The sequence below is a fragment of the Haloarchaeobius amylolyticus genome, assembly GCF_042678045.1.
In the GTDB taxonomy this organism is placed as follows: domain Archaea; phylum Halobacteriota; class Halobacteria; order Halobacteriales; family Natrialbaceae; genus Natrinema; species Natrinema amylolyticus_A.
The window spans coordinates 86057-110638 of the sequence record NZ_JBHUDI010000006.1 but is presented as its reverse complement, the minus strand read 5'-3'; the positions used below and the strand labels follow the sequence as shown (position 1 = coordinate 110638).

General features: G+C 65.2%; 25 protein-coding genes. 15 read left to right on the top strand and 10 right to left on the bottom strand.

Features of this window, described 5'->3' with window-relative positions:
- Positions 1-133: 133 nt before the first annotated feature.
- Positions 134-1183, bottom strand: a complete 1050-nt coding sequence (locus ACFR99_RS11840) for a DNA methyltransferase (protein ID WP_390287596.1) — start codon at positions 1181-1183, stop codon at positions 134-136.
- A gap of 103 nt (positions 1184-1286) precedes the next feature.
- Between ACFR99_RS11840 and ACFR99_RS11835 the strand changes: the two genes are divergently transcribed.
- Both ACFR99_RS11835 and ACFR99_RS11830 read left to right on the top strand, forming a co-directional pair.
- Positions 1287-2276: a calcium/sodium antiporter gene (locus ACFR99_RS11835; RefSeq protein ID WP_390287594.1), complete on the top strand. Its 990-nt coding sequence runs from the start codon at positions 1287-1289 to the stop codon at positions 2274-2276.
- 91 nt (positions 2277-2367) lie between these two features.
- Positions 2368-3378: a glutathione S-transferase family protein gene (locus ACFR99_RS11830; protein ID WP_390287592.1), complete on the top strand. Its 1011-nt coding sequence runs from the start codon at positions 2368-2370 to the stop codon at positions 3376-3378.
- A 39-nt stretch (positions 3379-3417) separates the two neighbouring features.
- Here ACFR99_RS11830 and ACFR99_RS11825 read toward each other — a convergent pair whose 3' ends face one another.
- Complete coding sequence (locus ACFR99_RS11825) at positions 3418-3756, bottom strand: DUF7535 family protein (protein WP_390287590.1); 339 nt, start codon at positions 3754-3756, stop codon at positions 3418-3420.
- A 92-nt stretch (positions 3757-3848) separates the two neighbouring features.
- Positions 3849-4655, bottom strand: a complete 807-nt coding sequence (locus tag ACFR99_RS11820) for an NAD-dependent epimerase/dehydratase family protein (protein ID WP_390287588.1) — start codon at positions 4653-4655, stop codon at positions 3849-3851.
- 170 nt (positions 4656-4825) lie between these two features.
- On the opposite strand from ACFR99_RS11820, the gene ACFR99_RS11815 reads away from it, so the two are divergent.
- Both ACFR99_RS11815 and ACFR99_RS11810 read left to right on the top strand, forming a co-directional pair.
- Positions 4826-5197 carry a 2Fe-2S iron-sulfur cluster-binding protein gene (locus tag ACFR99_RS11815; protein ID WP_390287586.1) on the top strand — a complete coding sequence of 124 codons (372 nt, stop codon included), beginning with the start codon at positions 4826-4828 and terminating at the stop codon, positions 5195-5197.
- Positions 5198-5272: 75 nt separating this feature from the next.
- Entirely contained in the window at positions 5273-5710 is a 438-nt protein-coding gene (locus ACFR99_RS11810; RefSeq protein WP_390287584.1) for a thiol-disulfide oxidoreductase DCC family protein, read from the top strand.
- 67 nt (positions 5711-5777) lie between these two features.
- Here ACFR99_RS11810 and ACFR99_RS11805 read toward each other — a convergent pair whose 3' ends face one another.
- Positions 5778-7055, bottom strand: a complete 1278-nt coding sequence (locus ACFR99_RS11805) for a DUF7405 family protein (protein WP_390287582.1) — start codon at positions 7053-7055, stop codon at positions 5778-5780.
- A 170-nt stretch (positions 7056-7225) separates the two neighbouring features.
- On the opposite strand from ACFR99_RS11805, the gene dps reads away from it, so the two are divergent.
- The 3 genes from dps to ACFR99_RS11790 all read left to right on the top strand — a co-directional run bounded on the left by dps (position 7226) and on the right by ACFR99_RS11790 (position 9239).
- Entirely contained in the window at positions 7226-7885 is a 660-nt protein-coding gene (gene dps / locus ACFR99_RS11800; protein ID WP_390287580.1) for a DNA protection during starvation protein, read from the top strand.
- Positions 7886-7996: 111 nt separating this feature from the next.
- Positions 7997-8443: an SRPBCC family protein gene (locus ACFR99_RS11795; RefSeq protein ID WP_390287578.1), complete on the top strand. Its 447-nt coding sequence runs from the start codon at positions 7997-7999 to the stop codon at positions 8441-8443.
- 130 nt (positions 8444-8573) lie between these two features.
- Positions 8574-9239: a DUF6735 family protein gene (locus tag ACFR99_RS11790; RefSeq protein WP_390287576.1), complete on the top strand. Its 666-nt coding sequence runs from the start codon at positions 8574-8576 to the stop codon at positions 9237-9239.
- Here ACFR99_RS11790 and ACFR99_RS11785 read toward each other — a convergent pair whose 3' ends face one another.
- Positions 9240-11015: a MutS-related protein gene (locus ACFR99_RS11785; RefSeq protein ID WP_390287574.1), complete on the bottom strand. Its 1776-nt coding sequence runs from the start codon at positions 11013-11015 to the stop codon at positions 9240-9242.
- A gap of 322 nt (positions 11016-11337) precedes the next feature.
- Between ACFR99_RS11785 and purF the strand changes: the two genes are divergently transcribed.
- Positions 11338-12810, top strand: a complete 1473-nt coding sequence (gene purF / locus ACFR99_RS11780) for an amidophosphoribosyltransferase (protein ID WP_390287826.1) — start codon at positions 11338-11340, stop codon at positions 12808-12810.
- A 180-nt stretch (positions 12811-12990) separates the two neighbouring features.
- Here the strand turns inward: purF and ACFR99_RS11775 are convergent, their stop codons facing one another.
- Positions 12991-14817 (bottom strand): SLC13 family permease, encoded by a 1827-nt coding sequence (locus ACFR99_RS11775; protein ID WP_390287572.1) that lies wholly within the window; start codon positions 14815-14817, stop codon positions 12991-12993.
- A gap of 102 nt (positions 14818-14919) precedes the next feature.
- On the opposite strand from ACFR99_RS11775, the gene ACFR99_RS11770 reads away from it, so the two are divergent.
- Positions 14920-15306, top strand: a complete 387-nt coding sequence (locus ACFR99_RS11770) for a tautomerase (protein ID WP_390287570.1) — start codon at positions 14920-14922, stop codon at positions 15304-15306.
- A gap of 177 nt (positions 15307-15483) precedes the next feature.
- Here ACFR99_RS11770 and ACFR99_RS11765 read toward each other — a convergent pair whose 3' ends face one another.
- Positions 15484-16596 (bottom strand): acyltransferase, encoded by a 1113-nt coding sequence (locus ACFR99_RS11765; RefSeq protein WP_390287568.1) that lies wholly within the window; start codon positions 16594-16596, stop codon positions 15484-15486.
- A gap of 329 nt (positions 16597-16925) precedes the next feature.
- Between ACFR99_RS11765 and ACFR99_RS11760 the strand changes: the two genes are divergently transcribed.
- Entirely contained in the window at positions 16926-17390 is a 465-nt protein-coding gene (locus ACFR99_RS11760) for a universal stress protein (RefSeq protein WP_390287566.1), read from the top strand.
- 33 nt (positions 17391-17423) lie between these two features.
- On the opposite strand, the gene ACFR99_RS11755 is transcribed toward ACFR99_RS11760, so the two are convergent.
- Positions 17424-18659 carry an ArsA family ATPase gene (locus ACFR99_RS11755; RefSeq protein WP_390287564.1) on the bottom strand — a complete coding sequence of 412 codons (1236 nt, stop codon included), beginning with the start codon at positions 18657-18659 and terminating at the stop codon, positions 17424-17426.
- A 59-nt stretch (positions 18660-18718) separates the two neighbouring features.
- Positions 18719-19819, bottom strand: a complete 1101-nt coding sequence (locus tag ACFR99_RS11750) for a pyridoxal phosphate-dependent aminotransferase (RefSeq protein ID WP_390287562.1) — start codon at positions 19817-19819, stop codon at positions 18719-18721.
- A 129-nt stretch (positions 19820-19948) separates the two neighbouring features.
- Here ACFR99_RS11750 and ACFR99_RS11745 point away from each other — a divergent pair, with 129 nt between their 5' ends.
- Both ACFR99_RS11745 and ACFR99_RS11740 read left to right on the top strand, forming a co-directional pair.
- Entirely contained in the window at positions 19949-20461 is a 513-nt protein-coding gene (locus ACFR99_RS11745) for a CinA family protein (protein WP_390287824.1), read from the top strand.
- A gap of 78 nt (positions 20462-20539) precedes the next feature.
- The gene (locus ACFR99_RS11740) at positions 20540-21025 is read left to right on the top strand and encodes a metal-dependent hydrolase (protein WP_390287560.1); all 486 of its coding nucleotides are present in this window, start codon (positions 20540-20542) and stop codon (positions 21023-21025) included.
- Positions 21026-21082: 57 nt separating this feature from the next.
- Here ACFR99_RS11740 and ACFR99_RS11735 read toward each other — a convergent pair whose 3' ends face one another.
- Positions 21083-22066 (bottom strand): cell division protein CdpA domain-containing protein, encoded by a 984-nt coding sequence (locus ACFR99_RS11735; protein WP_390287558.1) that lies wholly within the window; start codon positions 22064-22066, stop codon positions 21083-21085.
- A gap of 140 nt (positions 22067-22206) precedes the next feature.
- On the opposite strand from ACFR99_RS11735, the gene ACFR99_RS11730 reads away from it, so the two are divergent.
- The 3 genes from ACFR99_RS11730 (at position 22207) to ACFR99_RS11720 (ending at position 24391) form a co-directional block, all read left to right on the top strand.
- Complete coding sequence (locus ACFR99_RS11730) at positions 22207-22494, top strand: DUF5789 family protein (protein WP_390287556.1); 288 nt, start codon at positions 22207-22209, stop codon at positions 22492-22494.
- Between the two features lie 112 nt (positions 22495-22606).
- Positions 22607-23194 (top strand): CPBP family glutamic-type intramembrane protease, encoded by a 588-nt coding sequence (locus tag ACFR99_RS11725; RefSeq protein WP_390287822.1) that lies wholly within the window; start codon positions 22607-22609, stop codon positions 23192-23194.
- 108 nt (positions 23195-23302) lie between these two features.
- Positions 23303-24391, top strand: coding sequence for an AI-2E family transporter (locus tag ACFR99_RS11720; RefSeq protein WP_390287554.1), 1089 nt, complete (start codon positions 23303-23305; stop codon positions 24389-24391).
- The last annotated feature ends 191 nt before the right edge of the window (positions 24392-24582 follow it).

Genomic DNA, 24582 nt, shown 5'->3' with positions numbered 1-24582 from the left:
GAGGGAAGAGAAACGGGAGCAGGCGCGCAGGCGAGCGGATGGGGGGAGTGTGGTGGGGAGGCCGCCAGCGCGCCTATTCGTTTCGTTACCGTGTGGGATAATAAAACCGCGTCAGACGATCGACCGACAGGAGTCAGACGGACGCGGTAGCGTCCTCGAGACGGAAGACGAGCACGTTCTGGTGGACCATCGAGGGGACGAACGAAAACGGATAGCCGTAGACGTGGAGGTCCTTGCTCGGGTCGTACCAGATCAGGTTCGCGGCGAGCGACAGCGGCGCGGTCGACTCGATCGCCTGCGCGAGCTCCGCCGAGAGGAACTCGTAGGACTGCTCGCGGTACATGTCGCCGATGAAGACGACGATGTGACCGTCCGGCGCGACGGCGTCGGTAAACCGGTCGAACTTCTCGGCCATGTCCGCGAGCCAGTCGTCCTTCGTTTCCCAGGTTCCGCTCCCATCGGCGGGCACATCGCCCTCATCCGCCCCGTCGAACGACCCCAGCTTGCTCTCACGAGTCCGGCGCTCGTTGCGCGTCTGCTCGAGTTCGTCCATGTGCCAGTAGGGAACGTCGGTCAACAGGAGGTCGACCGAGTCGTCGTCGACATCGGCGATCAGGTCGGCACAGTCGCCGTGGCGCATGTCCTGCGTAGCGAGTGGCGGTTCGCCGCGAGCGCGTCGCCCCTCGTTTTCGCGCTCGACGACCTCGTGATAGATCTCGACCCATCGTTCGGTACGCTCGAAGCCGATCGCCTCTCGGCGGCCGGTCCCCTCGTGTTCACAGAGACTCGCGCCCAGCAAGGTACCGCCAACACCGGCAAAGGGGTCGAGGACGGTGTCGCCGGCCTTGCTGAACCGGCCGATCAGCTCCGCACAGAGCCGCGGGGGTTTCTGCCCGCCGTGTTCGCTTCGCAGTTCGTGCTGGAGGTCGGGCGGGTAGCTCTCCGCGATGACGGATTTCGTGGCGTACTTCCACTCCTTGCCCGTGAGGTCGTTGACCCGATTGCGCTCGTCGTAGATCCCCCTCCCCTCGACGTAGCGCTGGTGATCGGCTAACTCGTCGGTGTCGACCACCTCGCCATCCTCGACCGGCAGGGATTCCTCGCGTGCGCGGTCGGCGTCGAACCCGCCGTCGTCGTCCGTGAACAGCCGACTCTGGCGGTGTCGCTCCCCGTCGTCTGCCATATACCTCGCATGCTCACGGGGACCGCTTAAACGCTTGTGCTCGCGTCGACCGGCCTGTGTGCCCGATGTTTTTCACTGCGTCCGCCGAAGAGCGCCAGTACCGATGGTCCTCGTCGTCGACGTCGTCCTGCTCGTAGTGGGCGTCCTCGCCCTGTGGATCGGCGCACGCCTCCTCGTAACCGGCGCCTCGAGGCTCGCCGGTGCGGCCGGTGTCTCCGCGCTCGTCATCGGCCTCACCGTCGTCGCCTTCGGCACCTCCGCACCGGAGTTCGCCGTCTCGCTCGAGGCGGCGTTCGCGGGCCAGGGCGACGTCTCGATCGGCAACGTCGTCGGCTCGAACCTGTTCAATCTCGGCGTGATCCTCGGTCTCGTCGGCATCCTCTCGCCGTTTCGGGTCACCGAGACGCTGGTCCGCCGAGACGCGCTCGCAATGGCAGCCGCGACGGCAGTCGCCGCTCTCGTCCTCCTGAACGGGGCCGTTTCGCGACTCGAGGGAGTGGTCCTCCTCGCGCTGCTGGGCGGCTACCTCGGCGTGCTCGGCGTCGCGATTCGGGCCGGAACCCGGGCCGGCGGTAGCCGACCCGAACCGACCGATGGAGGAGCGACGCCACCGCCGCTCGCTCCAGATGAGGGCGATCCGCGCGATATTCGGCCGGTACTCGAGGCCGGTCGCGCCCTCGCGGGGCTGTTCCTCGTCATTGGCGGCGGGCGCGTGCTGATCGAGTCGGCGGTCGGCCTGGCACTGGCCGTGGGTATCTCCGAATGGGTAGTCGGCGCGACGATCGTCGCGACCGGGACCTCGCTGCCGGAACTCGTCACCTCTGTCGTCGCCGTCCGCCGTGGCGATGTCGGCATCGCCGCGGGCAACGTCGTCGGCTCGAACGTCTTCAACGCCCTCGGCGTTCTGGGGCTCGTCGCTGTCGTCCAGCCGACAGCGGTCGACCCCGCCGTCTTCCTCGGGATCGCGTGGCTCTGTGTGCTGACTGCGTTCGCGACGGTCGTGCTCGCGACCGGCCGGCAGCTGACCCGCCTCGAGGGCGTCGCCCTCGTCGCACTCGGGGGCGGGTACTGGGTCGCAAGCGTGGCACTCTGAGACGCCGATCGACGGGCGGCCGTGACGACCACCGAACCCGGTGACGTGGGTGTTAGCGAGGGTACTTGCCGCTCGCGCCCCGAAACGACATATGAACATGCTCGTCGACGGGGAGTGGCGCACCGACGCGTACGAGGCGACCACCGAGGACGGATCGTTCGAGCGACAGGAGACGCCGTTTCGAGACGAAATCCGCGACGATCCCGACGCCCGCTTTCAACCTGAGGCGGGCCGGTATCATCTCTACGTCTCGTATGCCTGTCCGTGGGCACACCGGACGCTGGTGATGCGGGCGCTTTTGGGCCTCGAGGACGCGATTTCGGTCTCGGTTGTCGACCCGTATCGCGACGAGGACGGCTGGCAGTTCACGCCCGACAAGGATGGTTGTACCCGCGATCACGTTCACGACGCGGACTATCTGCGCGAACTCTACGTCCGCGCGGATCCGGACGCGACCTGCCGTGTGACGGTGCCGGTCCTCTGGGACACCGAGGAGGATACTATCGTCAACAACGAGTCCGAAGAGATCATGCGGATGCTCGATGCCGAGTTCGACGAGTACGCTGAGCGAGATGTCGATCTCTATCCCGAGGGGTACCGCGACGAGGTCGACCGGATCGTCGACGAAATCTACGAGCCGATCAACAACGGCGTCTATCGGGCTGGCTTCGCGACGAGGCAGGAGCCGTACGACGAGGCGGTCGACGACCTCTTCGTGGCGCTCGATCACTGGGACGAGGTGCTCGCAGACCAGCGCTATCTCGCGGGCGATCGGCTCACTGAAGCCGACATCGCGATGTTCACCACGCTCGTCCGGTTCGATAACGTCTACCACACCCACTTCATGTGTAACGTCCAATATATTCGTGAGTACGACAACCTCTGGCCGTACCTGCGCGATCTCTATCAGACCTCCGGTGTCGCTGAAACCGTGAACATGGACCACATCAAGGAACACTACTATACGACTCATCCCGGCGTGAATCCCCACCGGATCGTCGCTCGCGGTCCCGACCTGGACTTCGAGGCCCCACACGACCGCGACGCGCTGCCCGGCGAGCCGCCGTCGGCCCTCGTCGCGGCCGCCAGTGCCGACGACTAGCGAAGGGTTGTTTTCACGTAGAAAGCGAAACCGGCGGCGTTAGGACTCCGCGGCCGTCCGTTCGGCGGCATCTTCGGACTCGGAATCGTCGGACTCCGCGTCGTCGGCCTCGGCGGCTTCCGCGTCGGCGTCTACAGGTTCCGAGTCGGCGGCGTCGTCACGGTCGGCACCGGTTCTGCCGGTGTCGCGCCGCCAGTCCTCGAAGCTGTGTTCGAGTTCCTCCTCGGAGACGAACACCTTCCAGAGGATCCAGACGGGGATCAACACCGGAATCACCGGAAGCAAGACGATCACGAGTATCGCAGCCATGAGATAGCCGAACAGGGACATCTGGGTGTTGGGCCCGTACCCCGTCGACTCGGACACCTTGACTGACATATGCGATTGTACGAACGTGTCGGTGTTCGGTCTTTCGATTCCCGGGTTCGCATCGGCGTTCTCGAGAGTCTCGTGGTCCACCGTCGCGCCGCTCAGAGCGACTCGAGCCCGTCCCGGTCGTCCGACTCGTCGTTGAGCACCGCTTCGGCGTCGTCTGTGGGCCGGTACCCGAGCGCCTGCATGGTCTCGGACAGCGAGAGGAACCGCTCGGCGTTGTCGGAGATTCCGTGGGCGACCAGCGGCGACGTCTCGAGCGTCGCCGTCGCGGCCGCGTTGAGTAACCGCCGACAGTCGCCGGGGCTGATCCACATCGCGCGGGCATAGCGCTCGCCGGCCCCATCCCGGTCCTGGCACTCCTCGCGGAGTTCGTCGCGGGTGAGAAGCCAGCCGATCCGGAGATTGACGACGTCGAGTCCATGCCGTTTCGCATAGTACGACCCCATCGCCTCGCCGAAGACCTTCGTGACGCCGTAGTAGGTGTCCGGATCAGTCGCCCCATCCGGGCGGACGATCTCGGGCGTGCCGACCGTCGACTCCGGGCGGATCGGTGAGACGGTGTTTCGCATGTTGACTGCGTGGTTCGAACTCGCGAAGACGACCCGTTCGAGATCGTTCTCGAGCGCGGCCTCGAAGGCGTTGTAGAGCCCGTCGATATTCGGCCCGCGCAGCTCGTCCCACTCGGCCCGCGGCGAGGCGATAGCCGCGAGGTGAATCACCACGTCCTGGCCCTCGAGCGCGTCGCTAAACTGCGCTGGGTCCGTGATCTCGAGGGGTGTCGTCTCGAGGTCGTCGGTCTCGCTGTGGGAAAAGAGCGTCAGTTCGTGGTCCTCGGCCGGGAACGCGTCGACGATCGCCCGCCCAACGTTCCCCGCCGCACCGGTGATGGCGATGTTCGTCATGATGAACGGACACCGACGCGGCGGAAATAGGCCGCCCCAGCGCGTTCCGGCCGATTCGTCTCCGGTCGAGCGAGCGATCGACGCGGCACCGAATCGGTCGATTGCGGCGAAACTGGTGCTTGCAGGCTGCCGACCGCAGGCCTTTTTCCCGGCCAGCCGTATCTCTCTCCGTGACAGCCCCCACGACGTGGGACGTCGAACTTCGCGTGCCAGCAGACGCCGATCTGGACGCCGCTGGCGAATCCCGAACGATCGAGGTCCGGGCGGACGAATCGATCCTCGAGGCGGCCCGATCGGCCGATATCTGGCTCTCCGCGGACTGCCAGCAGGGCTGGTGTATCACCTGCGGCGCGAAACTCATCTCCGGCGAGGTCGACCACAGCCAGGCCAAGCGGTACTATCCCGAAGACGAGGCGGCGGGATACGTCCTCACCTGTGTTGCACGCCCCCGTTCCGATTGTGTCCTCGAGGTCGAACAGTACGGCGAGATGCTCCAGCACCGCGCCGACCACGATCGGCCGCCGGGCCGGTCGAAGCTCTGATGTGACCCACCTGCACACGACGTATCCAGTCTTGCGCACCGAACGTTTTCACCCCCATACGATGTACGGGCCACCATGACGTCACAGTTTACCGGGATCTTGATCTACGATGGCGACTGCCCGTTCTGTTCGGCCGCCTCGACCGCGATGCGCCAGCTCGAGGGCGTCGGCGTCGTTCCCTGGGACGACCCGGCCGCACAGGACTTCCTCACGGCCCAGTTCGACGAGGCCCCCTTCGCGCTGTTTTTCGTCGATAGCGAGACCGAGACGGTCTGGGCAGGTCGAGCCGCTGCGACCGAACTCTGCGAGCGGGCGGGCATGCCCGTCCTCGTCCAGGACATCGTCGACGAAAGCTACGAGCGGGTCGCCGACGCCATTCAGTCTGTTACGGGTACCGACCGCGAGATCGACCCCTACCACGACGCCTATCCGCTTTCCGACGACGCCGCGGCGCTGTTCGACGACCTCGCAGCGAACGCCGACCGAACGCACATGCCGACCGGCTCGAGCTGAGTCGCTCGCGGGCGATCAGCGATCTCTGCGAAAGTCGCAGTCGAGAACGTGGAACCCACGACGCTCGTCACGTCGGATTCGGGGCAGGCAGGGTGCGGAGCGGTCGCGGCGGGACGAGGTAGTTCGCTCGACTGCGAACGGTGAGATACTGGAGGATGCCGTTGTTGGTTCGCGCGCCGACAGAGCCCTCGTTGAGGTCGGTTCCGGTCATCGCCTCGCGGGTCTTCACGAAGTTGTCGATCGAGCGCTGCAAGGAGAGGAAGTGTGTGGCCGCCCGGTCGTCGTCAGTCGAGTCGAAGTCCCGCCGGAGGATGATCGGCTCGCCCTCTTCGCGGGCGCGAGCAGTCTTCTGGGCATGGCCGACCGTCCCCACGTTTCGAGCGTCGTCGGCTGCGTCCTCACCGACCTCGGTCACGTGACTCGAGTCGCCGAGGTTGTGCCCGGCTCCCTCGACGAGGTCGTCCGCGGCGTGGCTCGGCGAGAACATCTTGGCGACGCGCTGGCCGCGGCTGTCCTGGCTGTACCACTGGTTGAGGTGTAACTGGAGCTTCGAGAGGTGAAGCGTTGTGCCGCCGGCGAACGGGCCGTCCTGAATCGTCACGCGGTCTTCGCTCGCCTGTGTCTTCTTGAACCCCGATTTGAACCCCATGAACATGGGGGCGTCCTCCGGGACGGGCTCGTCGTCGGGGATGCCGGCGACGCCGGACTGGTTGTCCGCCGGCAGCCCGCGACCGATGAATCCCGTCCGACGATCGGCTACCTCGAAGACGCCGTCGAACGTTCCCTCGACGTCGATCCCGTTGAGTTCCTCGAGTTCGCCTTTCAGTGCCTCCTCGACGCTCAGCGTGACGTGGCCGTAGTCGCTGGCCAGATGGAGCAACGCGTCGTACTCGTCGAGCTGTGGATCCTCGAGCGGCGTCAGTGGCGTTGGCTCTGGGAGATCGACGCCTGTGAGCTCATCGTCGAACCGGTCGAAGTATGCCGGCCCGTAGGCCATCGTGAACGCCAGGCCATCGTTGCCACGTTTGTACGCTCGCTCGAGGGTTCGGAACGCAGCCTCGAGTTGCTCGCGTTCGTCGGTAGCGTCGGCGGGGCCGTCCCCGACGTACTCGAGGCCGAGCAGGAGGTGGTGTTCGGGAGGCAGGTCGTTGCCGTGGTCGTCGGTCGCGAGAAACTCGTTCCAGGCGTGCTGGCGATCGGGGAGCTCGTCGGGTGCCAGGGTGGCCTGTGGCACGTCCTCGGTCGCCTCGCGCTGGAGGCAGGCGGAAAGTGCGCTCGCACCGCCGATGGCGACGGCGCTGCGGACGAACGCGCGACGCGAGATCCCACGATCCGGTCGGTCCATAGACGACTCTGTGTGCCCGTCGAGCAAGGGGATTACGGTCCCGTCGGTCGCCGACTGCCGACCGGTCGCCCACAAACCAGCAGTAGTAACAGACTGTCTCGATCAAACAAATAATTTTCACCGAACGTACGCGAACATCTAAGTAGTGTGTTATGGACACAATATGCACGATGTCCGATGACAAACAACATTCCTCAGGTAGCGTCAGTCCCGGAGACACCAGCGAGCGCGTCGGCATGGAAGTGCTCCGCGAACGGGGACTCGAGCCGGAGGATCTCCGCGAGAAGCTGATCGACGCGATCGGTGCCGAGTTCACCACCTACTACTACTATACGAACCTGCGGATGCATCTGGCGGGTCACGAGGACTACAAGGAGATTGCCGAGGACGCCCGCCTCGAGGATCGGGCCCACTTCGAACTCGTCGCGCCGCGGGTGTACGAACTCGGTGGGGCGCTCCCCAACGACATTCGGGACTTCGCGGATCGGGCCTCCTGTCCGGACGCAGAGGTACCGACGCCGATGGACGACGAGGGCGGGTTCGACACCACCAGCCTCGATGCCGAAGGAATTCTCGAGGTCCTGCTCGAGGCCGAACGCTGTGCCATCCGGACGTGGTCGGAGGTCTGTGACATGACTCGTGACGTCGACCCGCGGACCTACGACATGGCCTCACGAATCCTCCAAGAGGAGATCGAACACGAGGCGTGGTTCGTCGAACTCCTCTCGATGGAACGCGACGGCGAGATCAACCCGGCCGGCCACTTCGTCCGTGGCGAACCCGGCGACGCACCGCTGTCGACGAACCGGCGGTTCAACGACAGCGCCTAAGCTGTCGGCTCCCCGTTTGCGACGCTCGAGCGGTCGTGGCACCGCCGGAGCGCCGCGACTGCCGACGGCAGCGACCGGTACAGCCTTTCCTGTGTATGTACTACGGTCTCTATGAACGAGGTCGAGGTGTTCGTCGAGATCGACGCGCCGCCCGAGGTCGTCTGGGAAGCCCTCCTCGCGTTCGACACCTATCCGGAGTGGAACCCGCTCACCCGTCAGGTCGAGGGGATCGTGATCGACGGGACGGAGCGCCCAGGGCAGGATGAGGTCGCTGACTCCCGTGGACTCCTCGACGGTCAAGTGCTCGTCACCGTCGAACCGTACAGGCGGCTCGCCTGGCTCGACCGGTTCTGGCTCCCGTTCGCGCTCGATCGCTACCACGAGTTTCATCTCCAGCCGATCGACGATGACAGCCGCACGCGGTTGCTCCAGCGGGAGACGGTTCGCGGCGCACTCACTTCGCTGGTTTTCGACGAGACCAAGGTCGAACGGGCGTTCGTCGCGATGAACAAGGCGGTCGCAGCCCGCGCCGAGCGACGAGCGAGCGCGACGACGTAACCGCCCACGGCTGCGGTCGTCGTCCGCAGGTTCAAGTACGGATGGGCGGCCAAGCCCGGTGTGATCCGTCAGACAGTACGCATTCCGAGTCTCGAGGACCGCCCGCCGTCACTGCCAGCCCGGGTGAACGATGGGCCATAGGGCGCTGGTCGCCTATCGGCGACCGGACCGGCTCTACGAGTTGCGATACAGTCACTGGGGTGGCGACGACCTGTCGCTGATCGACGAGATCAGCGCTGCCACACCCCTGGCAGCCGGTGGGATCGCTCCCTCACTCGTAGCAGACTCGATCTCCCGCGAGCGGATCCTGACCGACCATCTCGATCCCTGCGTCTACGAGGCGCTGTATCTCGTCGATCCGTTGGCCGGCTACGCGGTCGACGCCTACCGGGTCTGGTGGCTCGAGTGGGGCGACGGCCGCGGCGGCGGTGAACGATCCACGGGATCGCGAGCGACGTCGGACCCGGTCCCCGACGGTGGTCGGGGCGCGATCGTCGCGGTCGACCCCGGCGACGACCGCGCGCTCAGGGTCTGGTTTCGCGCGACCAAAACCGCGCTCGTCGACATCATCGAGCTGGGCGGCCTCTCCCGGCGGGCCGCACAGGCCTACCTCGAAGCTCGCGTCTGCGAGGAGTACGACAGCACCGTCTACACGTATGGCCGATCGAGCGATGACGTCCGCGGGAACGGATACGAACCGACGCCGGATCGGTGGCCTGCAGACGACGACCGCCGCGAAGATCGACGGAACGAGGGTGACAGCAGAGACGGCGGGGATCGGACTGACCCGTCCTGATTACTCGTCGGTGCTCCAGCGGGCGTCCGCGAGCGTTCGCTGGACGACCTCGTCCCCGACGGCCGCCGCCAGCGTCTCGAATCCCGCCCGCTCGCGACGGTCGCCCGCGTTGGCGACCAGCCGCGAGACGATGAACTCGGGTGTCGACCGGCCAACCGTATCGAATCGCGGTTGGTAATCGACGCGCAACTCGAGGTCCGGGTTCAGCCCCTCCGCGAAAATGCCGTCGACCCGTGCTTCGGGCGGCAGTGGCTCCAGATCGTCCGCGAGGTGGGTGACGAACACGCCGAGCGCTTCGCGGTCGACGGTGAGCGTGACCAGTCCGTGTAACAGATCGGCCGCGCTGCCCGGCTCCGTGATCGCCTCGAACTCGTCGACTAGCATCAGCGTCCGGCCGCCCGACGACAGCGGCGGGACGATCGAGCGCAACGTGGACTCGAGGACGCCAGCGTTGAAACTCGCGTGGCGGCGGTGAAAGACCAGCGAGTCCACGGGCGTCACTTCGGCCCGATCCGCGGGCACCGGCAGCCCCATCATCGCCAGCAGGACGACCTGACACAGTGTCTCGAGCAGCGTCGTCTTCCCGCCGCTGTTGGCGCCAGTCAGGACGGCGACGCGCTGCTCGCCGGGGATCGCGTTCACGCCGTCGGGGACGCTCGCGACGCCGTGCTCCCCGAGCCCGTAGGTGACCGGCTGGACCGATGTCTCATCGCGCGCGGCGAGCGTGAGATTGCGTGCGTTGACGACGGAGACGGCCGCCTGCTCACCCTCGACGAACGTCGGCCGAGTACAGTCGTACGCGAGTGCAAAGCGGGCCAGCGAGAGGTGCAACGCGATCTCGTCGACCGCTTCGATCGCCCGATCGACGGCCGCGCGGGCATCCGCGAGCGTTTCCTGAAGGTCGCCCGCGACGGTCTCCTCGCGTTCGTCGACCGCCGCGGTGAGATCGTTCCGGAGGGCGCGTAACGTCCCGCCGACGAAGTCGGTCGCGTCCGTCGCGTCGGTGGGCATCGCATCCCGAACCCGATCGATCGTCACGTCTGTCTCGCTCAGGAGGTGGTCCTCGAAGGACTGGCGAAAGCCTTCGACGTCGCGAACGCCCTCTGATCGCAGGTCTTCGATCAGGTCGACTGCGTTGGCGTCCATGTCCTCGACAGCACCCAGCGCGTCCCGAAGCCGGTCGAGTTCCTCGTCGGCACCCGACCGGACTCGGCCGCCATCCAGCGCTGCCAGCGCCTCGGCGGCCGCCTCGAGGCGCGCGCGCTCGAGGTCAGCGATCGCGGCGAACGGCCCGGAGTCGACGCCAGCCTCGTCCAGCGCGAGCGCGGCCTCGACGGCGGCGTGTTCGCTGCCCTCGCGCTCGTCGTAGCGCTCGTAGGCTGCGAGGACGGTCTCGCGGTCGGCGTCGTCGAGCTCCGCCCAGGCGTCTCTGGCCGCGAGGACGTCGTCGAGTCGGTCTTCCATCGCAGCTCGGCTCTCGAGTGGCGTGAGCACCCGAATACGGTCCGCCGCACGCTGTGTCACGGCGTGGTCGACCGCGAGATCGAGCAACTCCTTGTAGGCCGAGCGTGCGTCGCTGGTCGCCAATACGTCCATGCCAGCGCTGTCGGTCGCTCGCCTGAGAATTCGCGTCGCCCGCCCGCGGGCTAACCCGGCATCGGCAAGCGCCCGGACGTCCCCACTCTCGATCGCCTGGATCGCCTGCTCACGACCCAGCGCGTCGACCAGCGTCTCCCGCGTCTTCGGACCGACTCCCCAGTACTCCTCGAGTCGCATACACGATGGACTCGAGGCAACCGTCTTGAACACTGTGTCTTGGGTATCCACGAGTATGCAGGTCGAGAACGAGATGGCTTCGTCGGTCGCTCGATACCCGATTTAACACCGGAAGCGGGTCGGCTCATACCCGATCGTTGCGCGGGAGCGAGCCGTGAAGAGGCCTTGCTGTCGTGTGGTTGCTCGAGAGATATCCACGAACGTGGATATAACCCGATACTGGTACCGACTATAGAAGCACAAACACGGGGGTTTTTATCGGCTCGATGCCCTACTGACTCCCATGACTGATGGGCGGGGCGAGACTCCCCGGCGAACAGGAATGACCGAAAAGTGCGGCGTCGTCGGCGTCTCACTCGACGGTCGGGACGCGGCACGACCGTTGTACTACGCACTCTACGCGCTCCAGCATCGGGGCCAGGAGTCCGCGGGGATCGTCACGCACGACGGCTTTCAGCAGCACAGCCACGTCGAAATGGGCCTCGTCGGCGACGCCTTCGACGAGGACGATCTCGAGACGCTCAACGGGGCGGCCGGGATCGGCCACGTCCGGTATCCGACGGCCGGCTCCGTCGACTCTTCCTGTGCACAACCCTTCTCCGTCTCGTTCAAGAGCGGTTCGCTGGGCCTCTCGCATAACGGCAACCTCGTCAACGCCGACGAGATCCGCGAGGAACTCGCGGCGGCGGGTCATGCCTTCACCAGCGACGGCGACACCGAGGTCATCGCCCACGACCTCGCGCGCAACCTCCTGGAAGAGGATCTGGTCCGTGCCGTCAAGCGCACGATGGGACGCATCCACGGCTCGTACTCGCTGACGATCAGCCACGACGACACGGTACTCGGTGTGCGCGACCCGCAGGGCAACCGGCCGCTGTGTATCGGGAAGCTCGAGGACGGCTATATCCTCGCGTCCGAATCGGCAGCGATCGACACCCTCGATGGCGAACTCATTCGCGACGTTCGACCGGGCGAACTGGTCGTTCTCCAGGACGACGGCCAGGGCTTCGACACCTACCAGCTCGTCGAACAGGAACACACCGCTCACTGCTTCTTCGAACACGTCTACTTCGCCCGCCCGGACAGCGTCATCGACGATACACTGGTTTACGAGGCCCGGCGCAAACTGGGGCGCAAGCTCTGGGAGGAAAGCGGCGTCGAAACCGACGTCGTGATGCCGGTCCCCGACTCCGGACGTGCCTTTGCCTCGGGCTACGCCGACGCTGCTGGCGAGACGACTGCCGACGGCGAGCCACGCGATGCCGAGGACGAGGGCGTCGAGTTCGCCGAGGGACTGATGAAGAACCGCTACGTCGGACGTACCTTCATTATGCCAACGCAGGACGAACGCGAACGCGCGGTCCGGCTGAAACTCAACCCGATCAAATCCACGATCGAAGGGAAAACCGTCACCGTCATCGACGACTCGATCGTCCGCGGGACGACCTCGACCCAGCTCGTCCAGCTCCTGAAAGACTGCGGGGCCGAGGAGGTTCACGTCCGTATCGGCGCACCGGCAATCGTCGCCCCCTGCTACATGGGGATCGACATGGCTACCCGCGAGGAACTGATCGCCGCGGACAAATCGACCGCCGAAATCCGCGACGAGATCAGCGCTGACAGCCTCGCGTACCTCTCGACCGACGCCGTCGCCGACGTGCTCGAGAAAGATCGCATCGACCTCTGTCTGGGCTGTGTCACGGGCGAGTATCCCTACGACATCGAAGGCGAGGAAACCGACCGTGACGTGAGTCGGCCCGATGTCGGTGGGCCAGAGCTTCCTGCGGACGACTAACAAACTTTTGCGCTGCGGGCGCGCCAAAGGCGCACCCTCGGCAAAACTTTGATGAAAAGCACTCCTCTTTCCCCTCCAGCCGCGCGTTGCGCGGCTTCCGGGTCAGTCGTCGGCCCGCTCGCTCACCCTTCGGTTCGCTCGCGGATGCAACCGGTGTCCGCATTCCGCCGACCGCACTGGTCACCCTTGGAACGCCTCGGCGAACTCTGCCGGGAGCGTTCCGACCTCGATCCCCCAGGCGATCGGCAGCCAGCCGATCGCCACGAGCGTGATCAGGATGATGCCGATGACGTTGAGCCCGACGCCGACCTTGGCCATCTGGGGCAGTGTGATGTAGCCGCTCCCGAAGACGATCGCGTTCGGCGGGGTCGCAACCGGCAGCATGAACGCGAAGGAAGCGGCGGTCGCGCCCGCGATCATCAGTCCGAACGGGTGAACTCCGATGCCGACGGCAACGCCCGCGAGGATCGGCATCAACATTGCCGTCGTCGCTGTGTTCGAGGTGACTTCCGTCAGGAAGATCGTCATCACGACCACGGCGAACAAAATGGCGATCATCGGCACACCCGCGAGTAACTCGAGTCGCTCGCCGATCCAGGCCGCGAGGCCGGTGTCGCCGAAGCCGCTGGCGATCGCGAGCCCGCCGCCAAAGAGGAGGATGACGCCCCAGGGAATGTCGACGGCGTTCGTCCAGTCGAGCAGGAAGGTGCGGTCGCCCTCGGCCGTCGTCGTCGGCAGCGTAAAGAGGACCATCGCACCACCGATGGCGACGATCGTGTCGGCGTCCGCGGGCGGTGCGACGCCGACCAGCGGCTCGAGCAGACTGCTGCCGATCCAGGCCGTTGCCATCCCGGCGAAGACGACGGCGACCCACTTCTCCTGTCTGTCCATCGGCCCGAGTCGCTCGAGTTCGCGGTCGATCGTGTCCGCACCGGCCGGCAGTTCCGCGAACTGCGGCGACACGGCGCGCGTGACGTACGTGTAGACCGCCACGAGACCGATCGCTGCGATCGGAACGCCGTAGAGCATCCACTCGGCGAACGAGACCGACTGGCCGAAGAGCGCGTCGGCCTGTCCCGCAAAGAGGACGTTCGGCGGGGTCCCGATGAGCGTCGCGACGCCGCCGACGGACGCGCCGTAGGCGATACACAGCATCAAGGCGATGCCGAACGAGAAGTTGCCTTCGCTCGTGTCGACCTCGAGGCCGGTTTCGTCGATCAGGTCCGCGGTCTGGTAGATGACCGCCAGCGCGATGGGGGTCATCATCATCACCGTCGCGGTGTTTGAGACCCACATCGAGAGAAACGCCGTCGCGAGCATGAAGCCGAGGATGAGCCGCGATGGCTCGGTGCCGACGGCCTTGATCGTCCGGAGCGCGATCCGTCGGTGCAGCCCCCACCGTTGCATCGCCATCGCGAGGAAAAAGCCGCCCATAAAGAGGAAGATCAGCGGGTGGCCGTAGGAGGGGGTCGTGTCCGCGACGGGCAACGCGCCGGTCAGCGGAAACAGCACGATCGGCAACAGCGACGTCGCGGGGATCGGGATCGCTTCGGACATCCACCAGACGGCGATCCACGCGGTGGCGGCGGCGACGGCCTTTCCGGCGGCCGACAGGCCGCTCGGCGTCGGCGAGAGGAAGATGAGCGCGAACAGCAACGGTCCGAGGACGAACCCGATCTGCTGTCGGCGTTCGTACGTCCCGCCGACGTCGAACGACGACCCGTCGTCGCCGCGGCTGCCACCGCCGGAGCCACCGGTTCCGCCGCCGCTGCCGGCGGCAGTCCCACTATCGGTTCGATCTCCAGCACCCGGCTCCGCGTCGCGCCCTCCGTCGGGGAACACCCGCCGGGCCAGACGTCGTTCTTCGGGCTCGAGATTGTCCATGTCCGCGATCATCGCCGGCGCGTCGAGTGTGAGATACGCCTTCGTTCGGGCGTTGACGAGCCACAGGTATCGCCACAGTCGCCCGATACCCGATCGAGTGGTCCGGTCACGTTCGGCCACCATGGGTCTCCCTCCCACGGGCACGCGTATAAACAGTGGTCGCTTACACGGCTCGAGTGTGGTGGGTTGCAGAACGCCCAAGCGGGTGCCCGGCCAACTCGCGGTATGCCGCTGTTACAGTTCGAGACGACGCTGTCGCTGTCGGATGAGGAAAAGACCGCGTTCGCCGACCGCGTAACGGACCTGTACACGACCGAGATGGCGACGACAGCGGGTCACGTCGCCGTGTCGATCCGCGAACGCGAGACGGCGGACCTGCACCTCGGACGCGCCGTCGACGGACCGTTGCTCTTTCTCGACGCCGAGATCCGACGCGGCCGCTCGTTCGAGCGAAAACGAGCCTTCGCCCTCGAGACCATGGATTACGTCGGCGAGACGTTCGACGTCCCCGACGAGAACATGAAGATCGTCTTCACTGAACACCCCGGCGAGGCGATGATGGGCGTCGACCGTGTCGGTGGTGAGTGGGGCGAGAACGGCGACAAAGAGTAGACAGCATCTGGCCTGTTGAAACCCGTTTCTTCAGGCGTTTGGTTCATCGAAATGGTCGTTACATCGCTCATGCGCATATCTCACAGAAGACAGTCCTCAGATGAGGGGTTTCCGTGCTATCTAGACTTTCTTGATGGAACCAGCGTAGACAGATGGTGGATTCATCGGATCGCAGTGTTAGTTCGATCTGCGGGTTCTGAGCCACGCTTCTCCGGGCAAATGACTGCCATTGATCTCGATCAATCTGAGCCTGTGAGCGAGCAGATAGACTGCGAGTGCGCCGATGATGGTCGCGGGTGTCGAGACGAGATGCCAGATGATCATAGAATCGATTGCATAGCCCATCGACTCCAGTGTCTCGTGGAAGGCTCGCAGGATCGCAAACACTGTCGGATGGGTAACATAGATCCCCACGGCGTAGGTTCCCCACGCGGGCAGCGGTGTGCCGGCGAACAGTGTCGGCCGTGAGAGGAGAAACAGAAATAGCGAGGCGCTCAACAGTGCGGTTGAAATCCCGTAGCTGGGGGCGTAGACGTACGAGCCGAATGGCTCGCCACGAAGGGGATAGCCGAGGACGTAGAATTCAACGAATTGTAACACGACGAACAACAGTATGAGACCGAAGAGGAGGCGACCGTTCTCCTCGGACGGCTCCCAGCGTCGTGTGCGAACGGTGTACCCCAAACTGGTGTAAAAGAAACCGAAGAAGAGGGCATCTCGAATCTCGAACGGGACGTCGATGAACCCCGTGTAGGTCGCACCGAGAAGCCCCACAAAGTGAAAGCACAGCGCAACTGGGAGTACGTAACTCGGCTTCCCGATGCCCGTGACGAAATACACGAAGAGGAGTGAGAAGAGCAGCGCGGGAAGGAACCAAAGGATCTCGGAAACAGATGTGCCATAATATACGAGTTCGACTGGATCGAGGTACTCGATGAGGCTGCTGAGGACGGTAGCTCGAACCGATCGACCGGCAAGCGCCGCTCTAACTAGCTCTCCACCGAAGAAGGTCGGAACGGCGAGAACGAGCCCGAAGAGATAGAGAGACGCGAGCTTGATGATTCGCTTGGTAAGGTACGAGGTGGGATCTCGGTTGGCCGTTTTGAGTGCAAAAAAGTATCCCGACGTGATGAAAAAGAAGGGGACGGCGAACCGCGAGATCGTTTTGGTCCCGAAGTTTATCATATTCCCGTACTCAGTGACACCCTGAAACGGATCTGTGTGTATCAGTACGACGAATGCTATCGCAATGATTCGCATTGCGTCGAGACTGTGGATGCGATTGGTCACTTTCGGGGGTAGGTACAAATCGGTAATGACTGTTTTGCATCACCCGATCTGCTGAATCAGTGGACGACCTCCGTATTCAGCGGACCGATATTAACCATATGTTGAGAGTTAGCGTTCTACTCTGATACTTCTACAGGCGGAGCAGGCCGAGTGCCTCGGGGCTTGACCCCGAGGCGGTTCACCTCCTGTCTCTAACGACGAGAGGTACAGTTATGTCAGACAACAAGACTCTCAACAGAGCCACAGCATCGAGTGTACTGCTGGCACCTCGCTCGAGCTACCCTACGACCGCTGAAACCACTATCTGCCATGCACTCGTAGAAACTCGCATGTACCGCGTGTTGCTCCCCGTCGACGAGAACGAATCCCAAGCACAGGCGCAGGCGACTGCCATTCGCGACCTACCGGGCGCGGAGACGGACGTGTCGGTCGATGTCCTCCACGTCAGCGACGAGTCGACTGGCCCGGCCGCCGAGTGGGCAGCCGGCGGGTTCGCCGAGGAGTACGCCGACGAGATGGCGCGTGTGGCCGACGACGAGTCGCTCCCCGCGTCGGTCGAAGCAGCGGTCGACGTCCTCGAGTCGGCCGGCATCGCGTGGACGGTTCGCGCCGCGACGGGCGACCCCGCAGAGACGATCATCGAGGCGGCCGAGGAGTACGACAGTGACGCCATCGTCATCGGCGTTCGCGACCGGTCGCCGGTTGGCAAGGCGCTGTTCGGCAGCGTCACCCAGTCTGTGGTCCTCGAGAGCGACCGACCGGTGACCGTCGTGTCCGCTGGTGAAGAAGCGTAGGGCCGCTCGGAACGGAAGCGGTCGCGACGACGATCAGCGGAGGCAGGCCGCGACGACCGCGAGCATCTCCTCACCGCGGACTTCGTCGGCGAACAGCGGCACGCGCCGGACGTCGGTCCCGCGGAAGAGGTCCTGTGCCTCGGCGAGTGCGGATTGCTGGACGTCCCAGCGTCGTTGACAGAACTCGCAGTCATCGAGATTCGGCTGGAGGAACTCGCCCTCGACGTCGTCGGTGACGTTCGACAGCGGCTCCATCACCCGGTTGACGACGACGGTGCCGACGGGAATCTCGAACTCCTGGAGTTGCTGGCGCAGTCGCTTCGATTCGAAGACGCTCATCTCCTCGGGGATCATGACGATCCGGAAGTCCGTCCGTGCGGGGTCTTGCAGGGCGGCCCGCAGTCGCTCGATGCGCTCGCGAAGGACTTCCAGATCCTCGAGTTCGTTTTCGTTTTCCGGCGTCTCCTGACCGCCGAACATCCCCTTGACACCCTCGAGCATGCCGCCGATGCGCTGGCGGAACTTCATCAGCCGGCCCATCATCGTGTCCATGATCTCGGGCAACTGCAGCAGGCGGAGGGTGTGGCCCGTCGGTGCCGTGTCGACGACGACGCGCTCGAAGCGCTCGTCGTCCATGTACTCAAGCAAGAGTTGCATCGCGGCGGCCTCGTCGGCTCCGGGCATCGCACCGCCAAAGAGGGCGTCCATCGGTGATTCGCCGCCGAGCATGTCGCCGAGGCCGCCGAGTGGACCGCCCTCGGCTCCTTCACCACCGGGGAAGGGGGAGGCACCACCTGCGCCCGCTCCGCCGGCGAATGGATCGTCGTCCGCTTTCGTTCCGGCACCTTCACCCGCCCCGCCGAAGGGGGTCTCGCCGCGCTCCATCGCGGCCTCGGGATCGATCTCGGCCGCGTAGAGCGGAATGTCGTCGCGAATTCGGCCGGGCTCGGCCGGCACGTCGGTCTCGAAGGTGTCCGAGAGCGAGTGTGCAGGATCGGTCGAAACCACCAGCGTCGGCGTCCCGCTGCGAGCGCTGTCGAGGGCGGTCGCAGCCGCCATCGTCGTCTTCCCGACGCCGCCTTTCCCGCCGTAGAGGACGTAGTCGGGGCCGTCGATCGGCTCGTCGGACGGTTCGACGTCGATTGTATCGCGCTCCTCGTCGGCGTCGACGGAGTCCGTCGGCGTGACTTCGATGGTGTTTCCGCCGTCGTCGCTCTCCCTCGTCGTTTCCTCGTCTTCCTCGACCGGTTCGACGTCGATGCCGCTCATACTCCCGGGTTCCCCGCCCCGACACGAGTATTCGTCGGTCTCGAGCCCTCGAGTCGATCTCAGTCGAAATACGCCGCCAGCCGCTCGGCCGCTTCTTCGACGCGTGGCGTCACGAGCGCGAACCGCAGCCACTCGCTGCGCGCGTCACCGAAGGCTTCGCCGGGCATCCCGGCAACGCCGGCCTCGTCGATCAACCGCTCGACGTTCTCGAGCGTACCCGGATAGCCCTCGAAGCGTGCCATCACGTAGAACGAACCGCTCGGCGTGGTGTATTCTGCGCCGGCCGCCTCGAGTGCGTCGGTAAACATTGCCACTCGCTCGCGGAGCCGCTGGCGGTTTTGCTCGTAGTAGTCGGGGCCGGTCTCACGCAGCGCCTGTAACACGGCGTACTGGCCCGGCCGGGTGGTCGCGACGTTGACCAGCATATGACGACTCTTGGCGTCCGCGACGAGTTCCGGCGGGAAGATCGCGTAGCCCACCCGCACCCCGGTGATCGCCATCGACTTCGAGAACGCGTTGGTGACGATCCGATTGGCAGAGTCGGTCTCGAGCGCGCTCGCGAACTCCCCCGAAAGGTCGTAGTGGTCGTACACCTCGTCGCTGATCAGGATCGCGTCGTACTCTTCGGCGACGGTGACGAGTTCGCGCATCGTTTCGGCGGGATAGACCGCGCCTGTCGGGTTGTTCGGCGTATTCACGACGATCGCGGCCGTCTCGTCGCTTGCGGCCGCGCGGACGGCGGCGGAATCCAGGTACCCATCGTCGTCAACCGGAACGAACCGCTGGGTCCCACCGAGCATCGTCGTCTTCCCCGGATAGTAGGGATAGACGGGGTCAGTCAGCAGGATTTCGCTTCCGGAATCGCGCTCGAGCGCTCGCGCCATCGCGAGGTAGTTCGCCTCGCCCGCACCGTTCGTGACGACGACCTGTTCGGCGTCGACGCCGCGGCGGGCGGCGATCTCTTCGCGTAACTCGCGCAGCCCCTCACTTGGCGCGTACTGGAACCGGTCGGGCTCGAGGTCGGCGTACTCTCGCAGCCCGTCCCGGAGCGCTTCAGGAGGTTCCCAGTCGGGGTTCCCGCTGACCATGTCGATGACGTCGCGGTCCGCCGCGTCCGCATACTTCATCACGTGGAAGAACAGCGGCGTCTCGTAGTCCATACCGGACACTCGGAAGCCACGCCCCGTGTTCTTTCCGTTTCCGAAGCGTGGGACGAGTTCCACATGGCGATCGAGGTGACCGCGATCGCGACCCGCGCTTTCACAACGATCCCGCCCCTCGACTCGAGCATGAACGACGACATCGACCGCGAGTTGCCGATGGCAGTCGGCGACGCACTTCGCGACCGTGAGGAGACGCTCGCCGTCGCCGAGTCCTGTACCGGCGGCCTGATCGGCGCTGCGATCACCGCCGTCCCAGGTGCCAGCGACTACTTCGACGCCGGGTTAGCGACCTACGCCTACGACGCCAAGCGCCGCCACCTCGGTGTGAGTCGCGAAGCACTGGACGAACACGGTGCCGTCTCCGAACCGGTCGCCCGCGAGATGGCACAGGGGGTCCGCGACGTGACTGACGTAACGTGGGGGATCGCGACGACCGGGATCGCCGGTCCGACCGGCGGAACCGACGAAAACCCGGTCGGTACAGTCTACATCGGGATCTCCCACGCGGCCCCGTGGGGCAGCGAGGCGTCGTATGCGACCGTCTCCCGGTACGTCTTCGACGGCGATCGGGCCGACGTTCGTGCGAAGACCGTCGATCGGGCACTCGAGGATCTCCTCGCCGAGATCGAGGCCCAGTGATCAGTTCCGAAACCCGTTCGCGTCGGCGACTCTCTCGAGAGAAAACTATTCCCCACGTGACTCCCCAGATAGGGGTAGATGAACAAGAAGGGACACGTGCTGAACGCCGTGTTGTTGAGCATCGGGCTCGGATATCTGCTCGAGCCGGTGGGGGATCTGGAGACGTTCAAGACGATCGTGATGATCGGCGTGCCCGTCACGCTCGGCGCGCTCTTTCCGGACGTCGACACTGCCTTCGGCAAACACCGGAAGACGCTGCACAACCTGCCGGTCTTGCTCGGGTTCGTCGCGTTTCCCTACGTCTTCGGCAACCTCGAGTACGTCTGGATCGGCGTACTGACTCACTACGTGCTCGACGTGGCGGGCAGTAAGCGCGGAATCGCGCTGTTCTATCCGATCTGGAAACAGGAGTTCGGACTGCCGACTGGTGTCACAGTCAGCAGCAAGCGCGCCGACCTCATGACCGCGGTCGTCACCGTCGGCGAACTGGCGCTGGCCGCTGTCGTCGTGTTCGAACTCCCTCGCGTGGGTTTCGAGTTGGGACGACAGCTCCTCGGGATCTGACGGTCGTCGCATCCCCTCAAGCAAAAACTGATTCTGAAACGCCCGGAACGCAGTCGGCTACCGCCGGTTCGGTGTCCACTCTTCGCAGGCGTCCATGTCGTCCATCGCCGTCTCGTGGCGGGCACAGTAGGGGACCATCCCGTCCGAGGACCGGACGTATTCGAAATGCGCGCAGTTCCCACAGTAGCGGTCCGTCGGTTCTGCTGGCTGGTCGGTCGTCGACTCGACGATTTCGGCGTCGCGGCCGTCGCCAGACTTGAGCGGCGAGGAGATATCGGAGACTGCGGAACCGCCGTCGCTGGTGGCAGCACCGACGCTCTGACCGGGTTGTGTGGCGCTCCCCGTCGACCGCTGTCGGCTGGTCGACCGCCGTGAGGTGGTCCCACTCGAACGCTCGTCGTACGAGAGCGCCGCTCCGGCCGTCTCTTCCGCGTTAGTCTGTGTTTCGACGTCCCCGTCGGGTGTGCCACCGAGGAATCCGATTCCGCCGAGGCCATCCGAAGCGTTCTCGTCGTCGGACTCGATGACCGTCTTGTTGTGTCGGGTAACGTTCATCTGCAGACTGCCACCGGGGTCGTTGCGCCGTTTGAACGTCGCGACGGCGCTGAACAGACTCCAGACGGACGTCAGCAGCCCGAGCAGGTAGACGACCGACACCTCGAGCGTGAGCTGCTGTCCGTAGCCGCGCCAGTGTGTGGGATAGGCGTGCCAGAAGAGCGCAACGCCGAGCAGACAGAGGCTCGCACTGATTACGGCAGCAGCCTGGACGCGACGGCTAGCCGGCAAGACGACGAAGACGCCGACGAGCGCGGTCGGGACGCTCAGCCCGGCGAGGACACCCCCAACGCGGATGCCCGCGAACTGGGCGGACATTCCATCCGAGAGTTCGACCGCGTACTCGCCGAAGAGGTCGGTCGTCGCCACGAGTACGGCTACGACAGCTAGCACCGCACCGAGCCCAACGAGCGCTGTGCCCGCATAGAGCTGGCGGCTCGTCACCCCCGGCGCGGTCCCGTCGTAGACCTCTGTCAGGCTTGTCATACGGGGCCGTTCGGTGTCCCGCCACAAAACGATACGTCAGACACACCTCGGTTGCCGGAGAGGTTCCGGTAAGTGGCGGTCGCTCCGGACCGATCTGTGGAAGCGAAAGTTTGAATCGCCGCGCTCGCAAACGGACGCTCATGAGTGACGAGGACGAGGACGCGGAGCCGGCTGTCTCACTCGGTACACACACGCCCGTCGAGGGCGCACCGCTCGCCCGCGTGAGTTCGCGACTGACCTGGCCCAAAGAGAAAAGCGAAGTCGACCGCCTCGAGGGCGAGACCGTGATCCGGACCCCCGAGGGCCCCCGCGAACTGTCGGCCATCCTCACAGACGTCGACGAGACGTACTTCCAGCGCCACCAAGAGTTCGAGGCCAACGTTCGGGATGTGATCGGAACCGGCCCGACCCCGACTGCTGACGAGTAACACAGTGTCACCTGGGCCGGATCGGCACGGCACCCGCTGGTCCCTGGATCGGCTGGGACTGTCCTGGGTCCAGAAGACGCTCGTCGTCGGAGCCGTGCTCTCGCTGTTGTGGATGCAACTGGTCCCCGTCGAACTGGATCAGCGGGTCGTCGTCGACGGCGTGCTTTTGCTCGCCGGTCCGCTCGCGCTCGGCCTGTCACACGGGAACCACATCGGGTGGCACGTCGACCGCGTCGCGATTCGAAACGCCGTCTTGCTCGCGCTGTTCGTCCTCCCCTTTTACGTCGTCGGCTCGACGTTACCGACGATCCGCGCGTACTATCCCATCTGGGCGACGTCCGCCGCGCCTGCGGACTTCGTCCCACACGCGATAAAGTTGTTCGCACTCGCGCTCGCCGCAGAAACCTACTACCGGGGACTGCTCTGCGTCGGCGTCAAGGAGATCGGCGTCGGCGCGGTGTTCATCAGCCCCATCGTCTACATGCTCCATCACACGTCGAAGCCGCCGATCGAGTTCGTCCTGTCGGGCCCGACGGACGTCCTGTTCGGTGCCGTCGACTACGCGTCCGACTCCATTCTCCCGTCAGTGGTCGCCCACGGCGGCGGCCTCGTCTTGCTCGACTGGCTCGTTCTGCACGACCCGGTGTTCGATCCGCTGCTCGTGATGCAACTGCTCGAGTGGGTGCCGGTCCCGCTGTAGCCGTCCTCTGCCCGCGCTCGTTCTCTCGCCGGCTGTCGATCGCTCTTATCGTGTGCCTATACTGTATGAATTGTCAACATTTATGGCGCTCTCGAGAGAGACGAACGTATGGACACCCGGTCAGCGGTGTTCGCCCTCTTGAGCTGTATCCTCGGCGCGCTCGCCGCACTGATCGTCCTCCCTCTCGTCGAGTACGTGCTGGCCGCCTGTCTGCTCGCGGTCGCCCTTCGGCCGGTCTACGAGCGACTGGTACCGCACACCGGCCCGCGAACGGCGGGTATCATACTCACTGGCCTCGCCGTCGGCGGCGGGATCGTCCCGCTGGTGGTCGTCTCGCTCGTCATCCTGGATACCGCCACGTCGGTGCTCGAGACCGTGTCTGCCGACGCGATCGCTGCCTCCAGCCGGTCGTTCGCACGGACGACACTCGGACTGGACGAGACGGCGGCCGCGACGCTCGAGGCGGCTCTCTCGAGTGAGCTCGCGGAGACGATCGGGACAGCGACCGACGTCACCGTCTCTCAGGCTGTCGGGCTCGTGACTACCGTCGCCGACATCGTCGCCGGAACGCTCGTGTTCGTCGTCGTCCTCTACTCCCTGCTCGTCGACGGGCCCGCGGTCATCGACTGGGTCCGGCGGATCACCCCGCTCGAGCGCCGGCTCGTCGACGAGCTGTTGGCAGAGGTTCACGTTGTCGTCTGGGCGGTGCTCCGCAGTCACCTGCTGGTCGCAGTGGTACAGGGGATACTCGGCGGGCTGGGGCTGGTCCTGCTCGGCGTTCCGTACGCGACCGTGCTTGCGGTCGCGCTGTCGCTCGTGGCGGTGGTTCCTGCGATCGGGATCTGGCTCGTCTGGGGGCCGGTGACCGTCGCTCACGCGATCTCGAGCGGTCCGCTCGGCGGCGTCGTCCTGCTGGGGTATGGGCTCGCCGTGCTCGCCGTCGTCGACACGTATCTCCGGGCGCTGCTCGTCGATCGAGGGTCCGGGTTGCATCCGGCGATCGCGCTGGTGGGTGTCGTCGGTGGCGGCGTCCTCTTCGGACTCGTCGGCCTGTTCGTCGGCCCGGTCGTGCTCGCGGCGTTCAAAGCCAGCGTGACTGTTCTCGATCGGCTCGAGCGCTCACCGTCGGCGGACGCGGATGCCGACTCTGACTCCAATCTCGAACGAGAGACGTCGTTCACGGAAATCGACCCATAACTCGGTCGGTGTCGCTCCCTGTCGGACTCAGTCTCGGTTCGAGAACGCGTTCAGATTCGACTGCAATCCGGCCACGAGTTCGGATTTCCGCTGCAGGCGCGCGTAGGAGACTGGCAGTCGTGTCGCGACCTCCGCGACCGCCTCGTGGAACGTCTCCGCTTCACCGTACTCACCGGCGAGCGATTCCCGCT

Coding starts and splice junctions, on each gene's coding strand:
- ACFR99_RS11840 (WP_390287596.1), bottom strand. CDS start 1,183: ATGGCAGACGACGGGGAGCGACACCGCCAGAGTCGGCTGTTCACGGAC.
- ACFR99_RS11835 (WP_390287594.1), top strand. CDS start 1,287: ATGGTCCTCGTCGTCGACGTCGTCCTGCTCGTAGTGGGCGTCCTCGCC.
- ACFR99_RS11830 (WP_390287592.1), top strand. CDS start 2,368: ATGAACATGCTCGTCGACGGGGAGTGGCGCACCGACGCGTACGAGGCG.
- ACFR99_RS11825 (WP_390287590.1), bottom strand. CDS start 3,756: ATGTCAGTCAAGGTGTCCGAGTCGACGGGGTACGGGCCCAACACCCAG.
- ACFR99_RS11820 (WP_390287588.1), bottom strand. CDS start 4,655: ATGACGAACATCGCCATCACCGGTGCGGCGGGGAACGTTGGGCGGGCG.
- ACFR99_RS11810 (WP_390287584.1), top strand. CDS start 5,273: ATGACGTCACAGTTTACCGGGATCTTGATCTACGATGGCGACTGCCCG.
- ACFR99_RS11805 (WP_390287582.1), bottom strand. CDS start 7,055: ATGGACCGACCGGATCGTGGGATCTCGCGTCGCGCGTTCGTCCGCAGC.
- dps (WP_390287580.1), top strand. CDS start 7,226: ATGTCCGATGACAAACAACATTCCTCAGGTAGCGTCAGTCCCGGAGAC.
- ACFR99_RS11795 (WP_390287578.1), top strand. CDS start 7,997: ATGAACGAGGTCGAGGTGTTCGTCGAGATCGACGCGCCGCCCGAGGTC.
- ACFR99_RS11790 (WP_390287576.1), top strand. CDS start 8,574: ATGGGCCATAGGGCGCTGGTCGCCTATCGGCGACCGGACCGGCTCTAC.
- ACFR99_RS11785 (WP_390287574.1), bottom strand. CDS start 11,015: ATGCGACTCGAGGAGTACTGGGGAGTCGGTCCGAAGACGCGGGAGACG.
- purF (WP_390287826.1), top strand. CDS start 11,338: ATGACCGAAAAGTGCGGCGTCGTCGGCGTCTCACTCGACGGTCGGGAC.
- ACFR99_RS11775 (WP_390287572.1), bottom strand. CDS start 14,817: ATGGTGGCCGAACGTGACCGGACCACTCGATCGGGTATCGGGCGACTG.
- ACFR99_RS11770 (WP_390287570.1), top strand. CDS start 14,920: ATGCCGCTGTTACAGTTCGAGACGACGCTGTCGCTGTCGGATGAGGAA.
- ACFR99_RS11760 (WP_390287566.1), top strand. CDS start 16,926: ATGTACCGCGTGTTGCTCCCCGTCGACGAGAACGAATCCCAAGCACAG.
- ACFR99_RS11755 (WP_390287564.1), bottom strand. CDS start 18,659: ATGAGCGGCATCGACGTCGAACCGGTCGAGGAAGACGAGGAAACGACG.
- ACFR99_RS11750 (WP_390287562.1), bottom strand. CDS start 19,819: ATGGACTACGAGACGCCGCTGTTCTTCCACGTGATGAAGTATGCGGAC.
- ACFR99_RS11745 (WP_390287824.1), top strand. CDS start 19,949: ATGAACGACGACATCGACCGCGAGTTGCCGATGGCAGTCGGCGACGCA.
- ACFR99_RS11740 (WP_390287560.1), top strand. CDS start 20,540: ATGAACAAGAAGGGACACGTGCTGAACGCCGTGTTGTTGAGCATCGGG.
- ACFR99_RS11735 (WP_390287558.1), bottom strand. CDS start 22,066: ATGACAAGCCTGACAGAGGTCTACGACGGGACCGCGCCGGGGGTGACG.
- ACFR99_RS11730 (WP_390287556.1), top strand. CDS start 22,207: ATGAGTGACGAGGACGAGGACGCGGAGCCGGCTGTCTCACTCGGTACA.
- ACFR99_RS11725 (WP_390287822.1), top strand. CDS start 22,607: ATGCAACTGGTCCCCGTCGAACTGGATCAGCGGGTCGTCGTCGACGGC.
- ACFR99_RS11720 (WP_390287554.1), top strand. CDS start 23,303: ATGGACACCCGGTCAGCGGTGTTCGCCCTCTTGAGCTGTATCCTCGGC.